This window comes from Enterobacter sp. ECC-019 (assembly GCF_043974075.1).
Classification (GTDB): Bacteria; Pseudomonadota; Gammaproteobacteria; order Enterobacterales; family Enterobacteriaceae; genus Enterobacter; species Enterobacter asburiae_D.
The window spans coordinates 118,283-134,227 of record NZ_CP143759.1 but is presented as its reverse complement, the minus strand read 5'-3'; the positions used below and the strand labels follow the sequence as shown (position 1 = coordinate 134,227).

Sequence of the window (15,945 nt, the reverse complement as noted above, 5' to 3'; positions counted from 1 at the left end):
AAATGCTTCGCTGAAGCGGGATAATCTGCTGTTTTTAGCAGCAGATTTCCCCACTTCTTTGCGATCTGTGTCGCATTTTAGAACATGATCGTCATGCGAAAAATGCGTCTTATTCGACCACAACGCGCCCATGCAGCGACTGTACCGGACGGTTATTATCGTGGTGCATTGTATGGGTGAATCTATCAAGTTGTTCCGCAGAAACCGTCAGGGGCTGCTTAAGTACAATCCAGGTGACGCCTTCTGAACACGGAGGAGTGGTCAGTGAACCGCTAAAGCGCCAGTACGTTTTATCTTTTGGCAGCAGCTTATTCAGATTAAGATCCTGTTTAATGGAGACGTTCTGCTCGGCCTGCTGAGGCATAGCGCGCCACAGTTTCTCAAGCTCCGGGTTTGCGGCCCCTTTATCAAACATGACCGCTACCACCGTGAGTTCTCCACTGGCATTTTTATGAACCAGATGCATTTCCATCGCATATTTCTTGCCATGAACGGTGTTTTCGCTCGGCGCATGGAAATGGAACTGCTGTAACGTCCAGGTTTGCTTATCAAGAGTGAGGGTATCGCGGGTGTCAGCCTGTTCGCTTGCCTGAATGGTATGGCCATTGTTTGTCAGCGTAACAGGGCCATCAACGTAGTGGGTTTGTAGCGGGGGGAGATGGGCGTTAGCGGTCGAATCAATATTAATGGGAGACTGGTTCATTCCGCTTTGACAGGTCTTGTATGCCTCGTCCAGCTCGCCCCAGTGTTCCGGCGAACCTTCCCCTTCGTAGCTCCAGTGTGATGCGAATGCTGAAGCCGAGATCATGCTCAGCGCCAGCAGCGCTGCCTTGCCTGTAATGTGTTTCATCATATTCTTCCGGTGAATTTTTGTAATACAAATCAATGTGATTTGTAGGGTTATTTTACCGAAGAATGAACGGGGGAGAGAGGATTATCAGAGGGAGAGAGGCGTGGTCAGATGACCACGCCAATTGCTTATTTTTTACGGCCGGTGATGCGACACCACTCTTCTTTTTCCACTACCGGGTCAAGGGCAAAGAGATCGGCATAGGCTTCACATACGCTGTCGGCCTGGCTCGCCAGAATACCGGAAAGCCCCAGCAGACCGCCCTCAACGGGCAACACGCTGATTAACGGGGCCAGCTCGCGCAGTGGGCCCGCCAGAATGTTTGCGACCACCACATCGGCTTTCATGGCGTCTGGCTGAGCATCTGGCAGATACAGCTCCAGACGATCGGAGACGCCGTTACGCTCGGCATTATCGCGGCTGGCCTGAATCGCCTGCGGATCGATATCGATCCCGATGGCTTTTGCCGCGCCCAGTTTCAGGGCTGCAATCGCGAGGATCCCGGATCCACAGCCGAAGTCGATCACTGTCTTACCGTCCAGATCCAGACCATCCAGCCACTGCAGGCACAGGGACGTGGTTGGGTGAGTGCCGGTACCAAACGCCAGGCCCGGGTCGAGCATCACGTTGACCGCATTCTCGTCCGGGACGTCGCGCCAGCTTGGGCAGATCCACAGACGTTTGCCGAACTGCATCGGGTGGAAGTTATCCATCCACTCGCGTTCCCAGTCTTTGTCTTCCAGCTGTTCGATTTTGTGCACAAAACCCGCGCCCAGCAGAGGATGATTCTCCAGAATCGCGACAACCTCTTTCATATTGGTTTCGGCATCAAACAGGCCAATAACGTCGGTATCGCCCCACAGGCGGGTTTCGCCCGGCAGCGGCTCAAAGACCGGCGTGTCATGCGTGTCCTGGAAGGTGATGGAGACCGAGCCGGCCTCCATCAGCGCATCGCTCAGTTCCTCGGCGTTAGCGCCGGTTGTGTTCAGTTTTAGTTGGATCCACGGCATGGCAAAACTCTTTATTTATCAGTAGAAATCATAGCGGGCTGTGGGACGGGCTGACCGAAACGGTTCCCCACCACAAACGCCAGTAAACTTAGCAGTAACGAAGGCACAATCGGATGGAAGCCCAGGTACTGAATCTTAAACGTTGCGAGGACGGCATACAGCACTCCGCCGACGATCATGCCGCTCAGCGCGCCCGCCGCGTTTGCGCGTTCCCAGTAAAGCCCTAACACCAGCGGCCACAGGAATACCGCCTCAAGCCCACCAAATGCCAGCAGGTTCAGCCAGATGATCATCTCCGGCGGACGCCATGCGGCGAGCATCATCAGAATGCCGAGCACCAGCGTGGTCCAGGTTGAGATGCGTTTAAGCTTCTGCTCATTATGCATTTTAGCCGGACGCGCGCTAAGCCACAGATCTTTGATGATGGTGGCGGAAGCCTGAAGCAGGTGCGCGTTAACGTTGGACATGATTGCCGCCATCGGTGCAGCAAGGAACAGCCCGGCGGCCCACGGCGGTAGAACCTGCACCATCAGCGTAGGGATCACCTGATCCGGCACGGTCAGGTGAGGTAATACGGCCCGACCCAGCGCGCCCGCCAGATGCATGCCCAGCATCAGAAGGGCGACAACGACGGTACCAATCACAATCCCGCGGTGAACGGCTTTGCTGTCTTTATAGGAGATACAGCGCACGGCGGTATGCGGCAGACCGATAACCCCAAAGCAAACCAGCACCCAGAAGGAGGTCATAAACGCGGGCGTCAGGATATCGTCAGCACCATGAGGGCTGACCAGCTTAGGATCAATCTGTTCCAGCGTTTGCACCGCATTGTGTAACCCGCCGGCCGCGTAGATGACGCCAACCAGCAGCACCAGGGTGCCTATCAGCATCACCATGCCCTGCATGGTGTCGTTCAGCACACTGGCGCGGAAACCGCCAAACGCGGTGTACAGCGCAATCGTGATCCCGAAGATGAGCAACCCGGTCTCGTACTTGATACCCGCTGCCGTTTCCAGCAGGCGCGCGCCGCCAATAAACTGAACGGCAATGGCGCCAACGAAGGCGACAATCAGGCTGATACTGGCAATCCAGACCACCGCGCGGCTCTGATAACGCGCCTGCAGCATGTCGTTCAGCGTAATGGCGTTATAGCGACGGGCGAGAATGGCAAATTTTTTGCCCAGAATGCCCAGCGACAGCCAGATTGTGGGCACCTGAATCATGGCCAGCAATACCCAGCCCAGGCCGTATTTGTATGCGGCTCCCGGCCCGCCGATAAACGAACTGGCGCTCACGTAGGTGGCGGTCAGCGTCATTGCCAGCACAAACCCACCCATCGAACGGCTGCCGAGGAAATATTCGCTCAGAAACGATCCGGTACTGCGTTTGCGCATGGCATAGAAAGAGAGACCAAATACCACGATCAAATAGACAACCAGTACGGTGATGATTTCAGTTTGCATCACTGTCCTCCAGCGGGAAATCGCGGAAGATAAAGCGCACCATCAGCCAGCTGAGCAAAATAAAAATCAGCGGCACCAGCAGACACGCCATTTCAAACCAGTGCGGCAGGCCGGTTATGCCTGTGGTTGAGTCTGGTAAGTAAGCAGTCACTAACCATGCAGCGAGATAGAGAAGGGTCAGCCACAGCGCCCAGCGCGCTTCTTTATGGGCCTGAACAAAACGTTTGTCCATTTTTTGTCCCTTGTGGATGAAGAAAGCGGGGATTGTACATGATGAGGCTTTCCTGGCCCCAGAAATAAAAAAGGCCGGATAATCCGGCCTTTTCGCAAAGATGCTGTATTACTTCTCGTGCAGACCGAGTTTTTTCTCCAGATAGTGGATGTTGGTTCCACCATTCTGGAAGTGCTCGTCGCTCATAATGCGCATCTGCAGATCAACGTTGGTTTTGATACCGTCGATGATCAGCTCCTGCAGGGCGTTCTTCATGCGGGCAATCGCCACATCACGGTTTTCGCCATAGCAGATAAGCTTGCCGATCATTGAGTCATAGTACGGCGGTACGGTGTAACCGGCGTAGATATGAGATTCCCAACGCACACCAAAGCCACCCGGCGCGTGGAAACGCGTGATTTTACCCGGGCTTGGCAGGAAGGTGTTCGGGTCTTCGGCGTTGATACGGCACTCTACCGCATGGCCTTTCACCACAACTTCTTCCTGCTTGATGGACAGCGGCTGGCCTGCAGCGATACGCAGCTGTTCTTTGATCAGGTCAACGCCGGTGATCATTTCGGTAACCGGGTGTTCAACCTGAATACGGGTGTTCATTTCGATGAAATAGAACTCGCCGTTTTCGAACAGGAACTCAAAGGTACCTGCACCGCGATAGCCGATATCGACGCACGCTTTGGAGCAACGCTCGCCGATGTAGCGACGCAGCTCTGGGGTAATACCCGGTGCTGGCGCTTCTTCGACCACTTTCTGGTGACGGCGCTGCATGGAGCAGTCACGTTCTGCCAGATAGATCGCGTTACCCTGACCGTCAGCCAGCACCTGAATTTCGATGTGGCGTGGGTTTTCCAGGTATTTTTCCATGTACACCATGTCATTGCTGAAAGCGGCTTTCGCTTCTGCTTTGGTCATGGAGATGGACTGCGCCAGTTCAGCATCGCTGCGCACAACGCGCATACCGCGACCGCCGCCGCCGCCGGACGCTTTGATGATAACCGGGTAGCCAATGCGTTTAGCATGAGCACGGTTAGCATCCATGTCGTCGGTCAGAGGGCCGTCAGAGCCTGGCACGGTTGGAACACCGGCTTTTTTCATCGCGGTGATAGCTGACACTTTGTCGCCCATCAGGCGAATGGTGTCGGCTTTCGGGCCGATGAAGATGAAGCCAGAGCGTTCAACCTGCTCAGCAAAGTTGGCGTTCTCAGAGAGGAAGCCGTAACCCGGATGAATTGCCACCGCGCCGGTGATTTCAGCGGCGCTGATGATAGCCGGGATGTTCAGATAGCTTTTTACGGACGGAGCCGGGCCAATACAGACCGTCTCATCCGCCAGCAATACGTGTTTTAAATCGCGATCCGCGCTTGAGTGCACAGCGACGGTCTTGATGCCCAGTTCTTTACAGGCACGAAGAATACGCAGTGCGATCTCGCCGCGGTTGGCGATAACAATTTTATCCAGCATGTACGCCTCGTTACTCGATGACGACCAGCGGCTCGTCAAATTCAACCGGCTGACCACTTTCGACCAGAATCGCTTTCACAGTACCTGATTTGTCTGCTTCGATTTGGTTCATCATTTTCATCGCTTCAACGATGCACAGGGTATCGCCTACGTTGACTTTCTGACCCACTTCGATGAACGCCTTCGCGTCCGGGCTCGGGGTGCGGTAGAAAGTACCAACCATTGGGGAACGTACGATGTGACCACTGATTTCTGCTGCAGCGGCAGGTGCGGCTTCAGCTGCTGGCGCAACGGCTGCGGAGAGCGCAGGCTGCTGCACTGGCGCAGCATAAGCTTGCTGCATTACCGGGAAGCTAGCGGCTGGGGCTGCACGGCTGATGCGTACAGACTCTTCGCCTTCAGAAATTTCCAGTTCGGAGATGCCTGATTCTTCAACCAGCTCGATCAGTTTTTTAATCTTACGAATATCCATGAGTGGGTTCCGTACTCTTGTTTAGTGTGATTGTGACAAGCGTTTTACCGCTGTCTGTAAAGCGTATGAATAGCCGTCAGCGCCCAGTCCACAGATAACGCCAGCAGCGATATCTGACAGATACGAGTGGTGGCGGAACGGCTCTCGGGCGTGCACGTTACTCAGGTGGATCTCGATAAACGGGATACTCACCGCGAGCAGTGCGTCGCGGATAGCAACACTGGTGTGCGTAAACGCGGCCGGATTGATCAGGATATAGTCCACAGTGTCTTTAGCCTGATGAATACGGTCGATGAGTGCGTACTCCGCATTCGACTGAAAATGATCCAAATCCACATTCAGTGACGCTGCTTCCGTTCCCAGACGGTTAACAATTTCACCCAATGTTAGCGTGCCGTACTTCTCTGGCTCACGGGTGCCGAGCATGTTCAGGTTCGGTCCGTTCAAAACTAAGATGTGGAACTTATCAGTCATTATGCCGCTATCTCCTGCGATTTTCGGGTAAAAAACAAAATATACCTTCGAAACGCAAATGTCACCTTTTCAGAGGCTTAAAACCGCTGTCAGGCGAACCAAGGTCGCACATTATAACGATTTCGTAGCATTTAGCAGCTAAATACTGGTCTTATCAGGGAAGATAATCAACCGCTATCCGAAAAAGATTTGCGGTTGACGGGGAATCTGCGGGAAAACGCACAGTTTCGCGAACTATCGCCACCACTGGCGGAACTTCTTGTAACGCCATGCTAAAAGCGCCACGGCCGCCAGTGCATAAAGGACCGGCTGCGGGGAGAGGATCTTCACCGACCACAGGTAATGAATGGGGGCGAGGATCGCGACAAGATAGACGAAGTTGTGCAGAAGCTGCCAGCGCCTGCCCAGTTTTCGCTGCGCATATTGCGTGGATGTCAGCGCTAACGCCAGTAAAATCAGCCAGCTCACAATACCCAGCGTCAGATAAGGGCGCGTCACCAGTTCGCGGCCAAGAAGCGCCAGATTGTTAATTCCCAGTTCCAGCAGGGCATAGCTGGTGAGGTGCAGCGTCGCCCAGGCAAAACACCATAGCCCCAACAGCCGACGGGTGCGAATCAATAATGGCTGTTTAGCGTAGCGCGCCAGCGGCGAGACGAGCAAGGTAGCCAGCAAAAATTTCAGAGCCATCCGACCGGTAAAATGCTGGATATCCTTCGCCGGGTCTGCGCTAAAGAGCCCCTGGCTGGCGGCCCAGAACAGCCATATAAAAGGAAGCAGCCCGGCCAGGTGCAGCAGCACTTTCAGCCAGGTAATCTGTTTTGCCGTTAAACGCACTCAGAAGTTCTCCCGTAAATTGAGACCACGGTAAAGCGAGGCCACTTCATCCGCATAGCCGTTAAACAGCAGCGTCGGCTGGCGCTTTACGTCCAGCGCACCGCCGGAACCGATAAACCGCTCGGTTGCCTGCGACCAGCGCGGATGATCCACGTGCGGGTTCACGTTGGCGAAGAAGCCGTATTCGTCCGGGGCCGCCAGATTCCAGGTGGTTGGCGGCCGTTCGCGGGTAAGCTTAATGCTGACGATAGATTTAATCCCTTTAAAACCATATTTCCAGGGTACGGTTAAACGGATGGGGGCTCCGTTCTGCGGCGGAAGCGCTTTGCCATAAACGCCGACGGTCAGCAGGGTAAGGGGGTGCATGGCTTCGTCGAGACGTAGCCCTTCCACATACGGATACTCAAGCCCGCCGCCGATAAACCGATCTTTCTGTCCGGGCATCTCGTCCGGCGCATAGCGCGTCTGGAAAGCGACATATTTTGCGTTGCTGGTGGGCTCAACCATCGCCAGCAGTTTATGCAGCGGGAAGCCGACCCAGGGCACCACCATCGACCACGCTTCCACACAGCGCATGCGATAGATACGCTCTTCGAGCGGGAAACGGGTGGTGAGATCGTGGTGGTCCAGCGTCAGGGGTTTCGCCACTTCACCATCAATCTTTAGCGTCCACGGGTCAGTTTTGAGGCTTCCCGCGTTCGCGGCAGGATCGGCCTTATCGAGACCAAATTCGTAGAAGTTGTTGTAGCCGGTGACTTTATCTTCCGGCGTGAGCGTCAGTTTGTTTTGCCATTGGGCGGGTTTGGTAAAGGTGAGCGGGGCGCCGGAAGGGGCCTTAGGCCGATCGTTGCCTTTAAACCAGTCGAGCAGGTCGGCGTGTGCCGCCGGAGAGAGCGTCAGGGCAGTGGCGCTGATGCCAAGCATTTTCAGGATCTGGCGGCGCTGTAACATAAAGACAGACTCAGACGTTACGTCGGCTTCCGTCAGTTTTCGGTTTTTCATGGCATCCTCCGTCATGCGTTTTTCTAAGCATGACGGAGGAGAGGGATTCGCGCGAATATGTCACGAAAATTTGAAGATTAGGCGATTTTCACCAGCGCACGACCGTGGAACTGGTTGTCCATGATCTTACTGGCGTATTCCGGTGCCTGGCTGAGGGTTATCTCCGTTGCGCTCTGGGTATAGAACGATTCCGGCAGGTCGCGCACCAACCGTTCCCAGGCTTCATGGCGACGGGCCTGCGGGGTCATCACAGAATCCACACCCTGCAGGCGTACGTTACGCAGAATAAATGGCATCACGGTGGTTGGCAGGGCAAATCCGCCCGCCAGACCGCAGGCTGCCACGCAGCCGCCATAGTTCATCTGCGCCAGGACTTTTGCCAGCACCTTATCACCGACGGTATCTATCGCCCCTGCCCAAACCTGTTTTTCCAGCGGACGGGTTTCGGCAAATTCATCGCGGCTGAGAATGCGGCTGGCACCGAGCCGGCGCAGATAGTCATGGGTGCTTTCACGACCGGAAACCGCAGCGACCTGATAGCCCAGCTTGTGCAGCAGCGTGACCGCCGTGCTGCCCACGCCGCCGCTGGCGCCGGTGACGACAATTTCCCCTGACTCAGGGCGGATACCCGCATCTTCCAGCGCCATCACGCACAGCATGGCGGTAAAGCCTGCCGTACCGACGATCATCGCCTTGCGGCCATCCATACCTTTCGGCATTGGCACCAGCCAGTCACCCTTCACGCGCGCCTGCGTTGCCAGCCCGCCCCAGTGATTTTCACCGACGCCCCAGCCAGTAAGCAGTACCTGCTGACCCGCATGGAAACGCGGATCTTCGCTGGCATGAACCCGGCCCGCGAAATCAATCCCTGGCACCATAGGGAAATTTCGGATGATTTTACCCTTACCGGTAATCGCCAGCGCATCTTTATAATTTAAACTGGACCAGTCGATGTCGACGGTTACTTCGCCTTCCGGCAGGCGACTCTCTTCAACCGCCTGCACTGAGGCAAACGTTTTGCCGTCCTGCTGTTCTAAGATCAAAGCCTGCATACGGGGGTCCTCTCGACTCATATGATTGGAAAATAATTTCTGAAGACTATACTCGCTCAGGGAAACGCAGTGCCGATTTAACGCAATAAATTGCCAGATACATCCGATTTGGTAGTATGCCGCATTTGAAATGCAAGTTAGCGCTTACTCGCTACCCCATCAACCCACGGAGTAATCTCAAGGATGCGATTAACGACGAAGTTCTCGGCTTTTATCACCTTGCTGACGGGGCTTACCATTTTTGTCACGCTTCTGGGCTGCTCCCTGAGCTTTTACACCGCCATTCAGGACAAGCTGATTAACCGGGTACAGTCTGTTGCATCGGTGATTGATACGCGGCTGCTGACGACGCCGCTACCGGTGCTCTCCCGTGAACTCGATGAGTTGATGGTACCTGTTGATATCGTTCAGATCGATATTCAGCAGGGAAAGCACCGTGTTTTAAGCCATGAACGGCCGGGAAGTTACCGCCCCGCGGGCGTGGTGAGCCAGTATCGGGACGTGACGGTGCACTCCCTTAAAAATCCGGGGATGACCATACACATGGTCTACCTTGATCCGATGGCGAGCTATTTCCGTTCCATGATGACCACCGCGCCGCTCACCGTCGCCGTTGCGTTTATCGTCCTGCTGATCTTTCTTGCGGTCCGCTGGCTGCGCCGCCAGCTCTCCGGACAGGAGCTGCTCGAGATGCGCTCTGTACGGATCCTTAACGGTGAACGCGGCCCGCAGGTGCGTGGCTCCGTCCACGAGTGGCCGTCGCGCGCCAGCAGCGCGCTGGATACCCTGCTCTCCGAAATCCAGTTTGCCAGCGACCAGCGCAGCCGTATGGATACGCTGATCCGCTCTTATGCGGCTCAGGATAATAAAACCGGCCTTAACAACCGTCTTTTCTTTGATAATCAGCTCGCCACGCTGCTCGACGATTCAGAAAAAGTGGGGACACACGGGGTGGTGATGATGATTCGCCTGCCCGATTTCGATCTCCTGCGCGACACCTGGGGACAGCGGGTCGCGGAAGAAAACCTCTTTACGCTAATCAACCTGCTCTCCACCTTTATTATGCGCTACCCGGGCGCGCTGCTGGCCCGCTATCACCGCAGCGACTTTGCCGTGTTGTTGCCTCATCGCACGCTGAAGGAGTCGGAAAGCATCGCCAGCCAGCTGCTGAAGGCGGTGGATGCGCTGCCGCAGAGCAAAATGCTCGACAGGGACGATATGGTTCACATGGGGATCTGCGCCTGGCGTGGCGGACAATCCACAGAACAGGTGATGGAGCATGCGGAAGCCGCTACCCGTAACGCCGTGTTGCAGGGGGCGAACGGGTGGGCGGTTTATGATGACTCACTGCCGGAAAAAGGGCGCGGCAACGTGCGCTGGCGAACGCTGATTGAGCAAATGCTCAGCCGCGGCGGGCCACGTATTTATCAAAAACCCGCGGTCATGAAAAACGGCAATGTTCATCACCGTGAACTGATGTGTCGTATTTTTGACGGTACGGAAGAGGTTATCTCTGCGGAATATCTGCCGATGGTGCTGCAATTTGGCCTGTCCGAAGAGTATGACCGCCAGCAAATTACCCGGCTGATTCCGTTTTTATCCTTCTGGCCTGAAGAAAACCTGGCGTTACAGGTCACCGTGGAGTCGTTAATACGCCCACGTTTTCAGCGCTGGCTACGTGATACATTAATGCAATGCGAAAAATCGCAACGCAAACACATTATTTTTGAACTTGCTGAGGCCGATGTAGGTCAACACATCAGCCGGTTACGTCCGGTGGTACGTTTGATCAATGCGCTGGGTGCACGTGTAGCGGTGACGCAGGCAGGTTTAACGCTGGTCAGTACCAACTGGATCAAGGAGCTGGATGTGGAGTTATTAAAGCTACATCCAGGGCTGGTAAGGAATATTGAGAAGCGTACGGAAAACCAGCTGCTGGTACAGAGTCTGGTAGAAGCATGCAAGGGAACGCGAACACAAGTATTTGCCGCGGGCGTGCGCTCCAGAAGCGAATGGCAGATGTTAACAGAGCGCGGTGTGATGGGGGGGCAGGGGGATTTTTTTGCTGCCTCTCAACCGCTTGACACCAACGTGAAAAAATATTTGCAAAGATACTCTGTTTGACCTGCCGTTTACGCTGTTTTCACGTAGAATATCGCGCCTGTAGCTTTGAGTATGTCGAGCAAAAAGCCAGTGAACGACCTGTAACGGGTTACAAACGTCAGTGGGGAACGCTACTGTTTATTCAGCCCTGAGGGAGTCAGGGGATGATTTTGTAACATCAGGAAACGTACTGCACAAATTTTCACCGTTGCAGATGATTTTTGCGCCTTGTCGCTGCTGCGTGTGGTTGGTAAAGTAAGCGGATTTTGTTTTCCGCCCCAGCTTTCAGGATTATCCCTTAGTATGTTGAAAAAATTTCGTGGCATGTTTTCCAATGACCTGTCCATTGACCTGGGTACCGCGAATACCCTTATTTATGTAAAAGGACAAGGCATCGTATTGAATGAGCCTTCCGTTGTGGCCATTCGTCAGGATCGTGCGGGCTCGCCGAAAAGCGTGGCCGCTGTGGGTCATGACGCGAAGCAGATGCTGGGTCGTACCCCTGGCAACATCGCCGCCATTCGCCCAATGAAAGACGGCGTTATCGCCGACTTCTTCGTGACTGAAAAAATGCTTCAGCACTTCATCAAGCAGGTTCACAGCAACAGCTTCATGCGTCCAAGCCCGCGTGTTCTGGTGTGTGTGCCGGTTGGCGCAACCCAGGTAGAACGTCGCGCAATCCGTGAATCTGCCCAGGGGGCTGGTGCACGTGAAGTGTTCCTGATTGAAGAGCCAATGGCTGCGGCTATCGGTGCTGGCCTGCCTGTTTCCGAAGCTACCGGTTCTATGGTGGTGGATATCGGTGGTGGTACCACTGAAGTGGCCGTTATTTCTCTGAACGGCGTGGTGTACTCCTCTTCCGTACGTATCGGTGGTGACCGCTTCGATGAAGCCATCATTAATTATGTGCGCCGTAACTACGGCTCTCTGATCGGTGAAGCCACCGCAGAGCGTATCAAACACGAAATCGGCTCTGCGTATCCGGGCGATGAAGTGCGTGAGATCGAAGTGCGTGGCCGTAACCTGGCGGAAGGGGTTCCACGTGGTTTTACCCTGAACTCCAACGAAATTCTGGAAGCACTGCAGGAACCACTGACGGGCATCGTGAGCGCGGTAATGGTTGCGCTGGAACAGTGTCCACCAGAGCTGGCATCTGATATCTCCGAGCGCGGTATGGTTCTGACCGGTGGTGGTGCGCTGCTGCGTAACCTCGACCGCCTGTTAATGGAAGAGACAGGTATTCCTGTCGTAGTTGCAGAAGATCCACTGACTTGCGTCGCCCGTGGTGGTGGCAAGGCGCTGGAAATGATCGACATGCACGGCGGCGATTTGTTCAGCGAAGAGTAGTCGAGTTTGAGAGGGTAGCAATTTGCTACCCTTTCTCTCTGACGCGAGAATACGCATAGCCTATGAAGCCAATTTTTAGCCGTGGCCCATCGCTACAGTTTCGCCTCATCCTGGCGGTTCTGGTTGCGCTTGGGGTCATTATTGCCGATAGCCGCCTCGGTACGTTCAGCCAGATCAGAACGTACATGGATACCGCCGTCAGTCCTTTCTACTTTGTTTCAAATGGTCCCCGTGAACTGCTCGACTCCGTTTCTCAAACGTTGTCTTCGCGTGACCAACTCGAACTCGAAAACCGGGCATTACGTCAGGAATTGCTGCTCAAAAACAGCGAACTGCTGATGCTGGGGCAATACAAGCAGGAAAACGCGCGTCTGCGTGAACTGCTCGGCTCGCCGCTGCGTCAGGATGAGCAAAAAATGGTGACGCAGGTGATCTCCACCGTAAACGACCCTTATAGCGATCAGGTTGTGATCGACAAAGGGAGCGTGAACGGGGTGTATGAAGGTCAGCCTGTTATCAGTGATAAAGGCGTCGTGGGCCAGGTTGTTGCCGTGGCCAAACTGACCAGCCGCGTGCTGCTGATTTGCGATGCCACGCATGCGCTGCCCATCCAGGTCCTGCGCAACGACATCCGCGTGATTGCGGCCGGTAACGGCTGTACGGACGACCTGCAGCTTGAACACCTGCCGGCTAACACGGATATTCGCGTGGGCGACGTGCTGGTGACGTCCGGTCTGGGTGGACGCTTCCCTGAAGGCTATCCGGTTGCGGTGGTCTCTTCGGTCAAACTGGATACTCAACGTGCCTATACCGTGATTCAGGCGCGTCCAACCGCCGGTTTGCAGCGTCTGCGCTATCTGCTGCTGCTGTGGGGCGCCGATCGTAACGGTGCTAATCCGATGACGCCTGAAGAGGTGCATCGTGTAGCGAATGAGCGCCTGATGCAGATGATGCCGCAGGTCCTCCCGCCAGCGGATTCCATGGGGCCGCCTGCGCCAGTACCGGCGCCGGCAACCGGGTTAACGCAGCCGCTGCCGGATGCGCCGCCACCGCCTAAACTCTCTTCGGGAGGGCAGTAGTGGCAAGCTATCGTAGCCAGGGACGCTGGGTCATCTGGCTCTCGTTTCTCATTGCACTGTTACTGCAAGTGATGCCCTGGCCGGATGACATTCTCGTTTTCCGGCCAAACTGGGTATTGCTCATTTTACTCTACTGGATCCTTGCCCTGCCGCATCGCGTAAATGTCGGCACAGGTTTCGTGATGGGTGCCATACTGGATCTCATTAGCGGCTCTACGCTTGGCGTGCGCGCCTTGTCCATGAGCATTATTGCGTACCTCGTCGCACTCAAATTCCAGCTCTTTCGTAACCTTGCGCTCTGGCAACAGGCCCTGGTGGTGATGCTATTGTCGCTCGCTGCGGATATCGTTGTTTTCTGGGCAGAGTTTTTAGTGATCAACGTCTCTTTCCGACCGGAAGTGTTCTGGAGTAGTGTAGTAAACGGTGTGCTCTGGCCATGGTTATTCCTGCTGATGCGTAAGGTTCGCCAGCAGTTTGCTGTGCAATAAAAGGTTTCTATGACGTCTTTGTATCTCGCTTCTGGCTCCCCGCGCCGTCAGGAACTCCTGACGCAGCTAGGGGTCTCTTTTGAACGCATCGTTACCGGCATTGAAGAAAAACGTGCTGAGGGCGAAAGCGCTCAACAGTATGTGTCTCGCCTGGCGCGCGAGAAAGCGCAGGCGGGCGTGGCCAGTGTGCCACGCGATCTTCCCGTGCTGGGAGCAGATACCATCGTGATTCTGAACGGTGAAGTGCTTGAGAAACCGCGCGACGCCGATCATGCGGCGCGCATGCTGCGCAAAATGTCCGGACATACGCATCAGGTGATGACGGCCGTCGCGCTGGCTGACAGCCAGCATGTGCTGGATTGCCTGGTGGTGACAGAAGTGACGTTCAGAGTACTTACCGACGACGACATTGCCGCTTATATTGCCAGCGGTGAACCAATGGATAAAGCAGGTGCATACGGTATTCAGGGGCTGGGTGGCTGTTTTGTCAGGAAGATTAATGGCAGCTATCACGCCGTAGTCGGCTTACCGCTGGTGGAAACGTATGAGTTGCTGAGCAATTTTAACTCACTGCGTGAGGGAAGGGATAATTATGACGGCTGAATTGTTGGTAAACGTAACGCCATCGGAAACCCGAGTGGCCTATATTGATGGTGGCATTCTTCAGGAAATTCATATTGAGCGTGAAGCACGGCGCGGAATAGTAGGCAATATCTACAAAGGTCGTGTCAGTCGTGTACTACCGGGTATGCAGGCGGCTTTTGTAGATATTGGACTGGATAAGGCGGCATTTTTACATGCCTCCGATATCATGCCGCACACCGAGTGCGTCGCCGGCGAAGAGCAAAAGCAGTTTGCCGTGCGCGATATTTCTGAACTGGTACGTCAGGGACAGGATCTGATGGTGCAGGTGGTGAAAGATCCCCTCGGTACCAAAGGCGCCCGTCTGACCACCGACATCACCTTACCTTCCCGCTACCTGGTCTTTATGCCCGGCGCGTCGCACGTGGGCGTTTCGCAGCGTATTGAGAGCGAAACCGAGCGCGAGCGTCTGAAGAAAGTGGTCAGCGCCTACTGCGATGAGCAGGGCGGGTTTATCATCCGTACCGCTGCGGAAGGGATCAGCGAAGAAGACCTGGCGTCGGATGCGGCTTACCTGAAGCGCGTCTGGACCAAGGTGATGGAGCGTAAAAAACGCAACCAGACCCGCTACCAGCTTTACGGTGAACTGGCGCTTGCTCAACGTGTTTTGCGTGACTTTGCTGATGCGCAGCTTGACCGCATTCGCGTGGACTCTCGCCTGACCTATGAAGCCCTGCTGGAGTTTACCGCCGAATATATCCCTGAGATGCCCGGCCTGCTGGAGCATTACTCAGGGCGTCAGCCGATCTTCGATCTCTATGATGTCGAAAACGAGATCCAGCGTGCGCTGGAGCGTAAGGTAGAACTGAAATCCGGTGGCTATCTGATCATCGATCAGACCGAAGCGATGACCACCGTCGATATCAACACCGGCGCGTTTGTCGGCCATCGCAACCTGGATGACACCATCTTCAACACCAACATCGAAGCCACGCAGGCGATTGCGCGCCAGCTTCGTCTGCGCAATCTGGGCGGCATTATCATCATCGACTTCATCGATATGAGTAATGAAGACCATCGTCGCCGCGTGCTGCACTCGCTTGAGCAGGCGCTGAGTAAAGATCGCGTGAAAACCAGCATCAACGGCTTCTCGCAGCTGGGGCTGGTGGAAATGACGCGTAAGCGTACCCGTGAAAGCGTTGAGCATGTGCTGTGTAATGAATGCCCAACCTGCCATGGACGCGGAACGGTAAAGACGGTTGAGACCGTCTGCTATGAAATTATGCGCGAAATCGTTCGTGTCCATCATGCCTACGACTCCGATCGTTTTCTGGTCTATGCTTCCCCTGCGGTGGCTGAAGCGCTGAAAGGCGAAGAGTCACACGCGCTGGCGGAAGTGGAAATCTTTGTCGGCAAACAGGTAAAAGTACAAATTGAACCGCTCTATAACCAGGAGCAGTTTGACGTCGTGATGATGTAAGACGCAGTAAGCTGCGTGA

Annotated in this window: 16 protein-coding genes; 6 read left to right on the top strand and 10 right to left on the bottom strand. The window is 55.0% G+C overall.

All coding sequences use genetic code 11. The annotated features are described in order from the left end of the window. Window positions 1-109 precede the first annotated feature (109 nt). The 10 genes from V1566_RS00650 to V1566_RS00605 form a co-directional block, all read right to left on the bottom strand. A complete protein-coding gene (locus tag V1566_RS00650) occupies window positions 110-850 on the bottom strand; it encodes a carbonic anhydrase (RefSeq protein WP_395306037.1) in 741 nt (246 codons plus the stop codon). A 128-nt stretch (window positions 851-978) separates the two neighbouring features. Further along, window positions 979-1,860 carry a 50S ribosomal protein L11 methyltransferase gene (prmA, locus tag V1566_RS00645; RefSeq protein ID WP_395304804.1) on the bottom strand — a complete coding sequence of 294 codons (882 nt, stop codon included), beginning with the start codon at window positions 1,858-1,860 and terminating at the stop codon, window positions 979-981. An 11-nt stretch (window positions 1,861-1,871) separates the two neighbouring features. Continuing rightward, a complete protein-coding gene (panF, locus tag V1566_RS00640; RefSeq protein WP_032650448.1) occupies window positions 1,872-3,323 on the bottom strand; it encodes a sodium/pantothenate symporter in 1,452 nt (483 codons plus the stop codon). After that, a complete protein-coding gene (locus V1566_RS00635; protein ID WP_063143609.1) occupies window positions 3,313-3,555 on the bottom strand; it encodes a YhdT family protein in 243 nt (80 codons plus the stop codon). The genes panF and V1566_RS00635 overlap by 11 nt, the downstream gene beginning before the upstream one ends. Window positions 3,556-3,663: 108 nt before the next feature. Then, complete coding sequence (gene accC, locus V1566_RS00630) at window positions 3,664-5,013, bottom strand: acetyl-CoA carboxylase biotin carboxylase subunit (protein ID WP_010436177.1); 1,350 nt, start codon at window positions 5,011-5,013, stop codon at window positions 3,664-3,666. 10 nt (window positions 5,014-5,023) lie between these two features. Then, window positions 5,024-5,485, bottom strand: a complete 462-nt coding sequence (gene accB / locus V1566_RS00625) for an acetyl-CoA carboxylase biotin carboxyl carrier protein (RefSeq protein WP_010436174.1) — start codon at window positions 5,483-5,485, stop codon at window positions 5,024-5,026. Between the two features lie 21 nt (window positions 5,486-5,506). Continuing rightward, window positions 5,507-5,959 (bottom strand): type II 3-dehydroquinate dehydratase, encoded by a 453-nt coding sequence (gene aroQ / locus V1566_RS00620; RefSeq protein ID WP_063143608.1) that lies wholly within the window; start codon window positions 5,957-5,959, stop codon window positions 5,507-5,509. 234 nt (window positions 5,960-6,193) lie between these two features. After that, the gene (gene msrQ, locus V1566_RS00615; protein ID WP_395304803.1) at window positions 6,194-6,793 is read right to left on the bottom strand and encodes a protein-methionine-sulfoxide reductase heme-binding subunit MsrQ; all 600 of its coding nucleotides are present in this window, start codon (window positions 6,791-6,793) and stop codon (window positions 6,194-6,196) included. Then, the gene (gene msrP / locus V1566_RS00610) at window positions 6,794-7,795 is read right to left on the bottom strand and encodes a protein-methionine-sulfoxide reductase catalytic subunit MsrP (RefSeq protein WP_121424800.1); all 1,002 of its coding nucleotides are present in this window, start codon (window positions 7,793-7,795) and stop codon (window positions 6,794-6,796) included. A gap of 77 nt (window positions 7,796-7,872) precedes the next feature. Further along, on the bottom strand, window positions 7,873-8,847 hold the full coding sequence (locus V1566_RS00605; RefSeq protein ID WP_395304802.1) for an MDR family oxidoreductase: 975 nt from the start codon (window positions 8,845-8,847) through the stop codon (window positions 7,873-7,875). Window positions 8,848-9,030: 183 nt separating this feature from the next. Between V1566_RS00605 and csrD the strand changes: the two genes are divergently transcribed. From csrD to rng, 6 genes are all read left to right on the top strand, one after another. Then, the gene (gene csrD, locus V1566_RS00600; RefSeq protein ID WP_395304801.1) at window positions 9,031-10,971 is read left to right on the top strand and encodes an RNase E specificity factor CsrD; all 1,941 of its coding nucleotides are present in this window, start codon (window positions 9,031-9,033) and stop codon (window positions 10,969-10,971) included. Between the two features lie 282 nt (window positions 10,972-11,253). Further along, window positions 11,254-12,297 carry a rod shape-determining protein MreB gene (gene mreB / locus V1566_RS00595; RefSeq protein WP_000913396.1) on the top strand — a complete coding sequence of 348 codons (1,044 nt, stop codon included), beginning with the start codon at window positions 11,254-11,256 and terminating at the stop codon, window positions 12,295-12,297. Between the two features lie 62 nt (window positions 12,298-12,359). Continuing rightward, on the top strand, window positions 12,360-13,376 hold the full coding sequence (gene mreC, locus V1566_RS00590) for a rod shape-determining protein MreC (RefSeq protein ID WP_023309400.1): 1,017 nt from the start codon (window positions 12,360-12,362) through the stop codon (window positions 13,374-13,376). Next, window positions 13,376-13,864 (top strand): rod shape-determining protein MreD, encoded by a 489-nt coding sequence (gene mreD / locus V1566_RS00585; RefSeq protein ID WP_023309399.1) that lies wholly within the window; start codon window positions 13,376-13,378, stop codon window positions 13,862-13,864. The genes mreC and mreD overlap by 1 nt, the downstream gene beginning before the upstream one ends. 9 nt (window positions 13,865-13,873) lie before the next feature. Beyond that, window positions 13,874-14,467, top strand: coding sequence for a nucleoside triphosphate pyrophosphatase (locus V1566_RS00580; protein ID WP_032639757.1), 594 nt, complete (start codon window positions 13,874-13,876; stop codon window positions 14,465-14,467). After that, a complete protein-coding gene (gene rng, locus V1566_RS00575; RefSeq protein ID WP_010436156.1) occupies window positions 14,457-15,926 on the top strand; it encodes a ribonuclease G in 1,470 nt (489 codons plus the stop codon). Before V1566_RS00580 ends, rng begins: the two co-directional genes overlap by 11 nt. Window positions 15,927-15,945 lie beyond the last annotated feature (19 nt).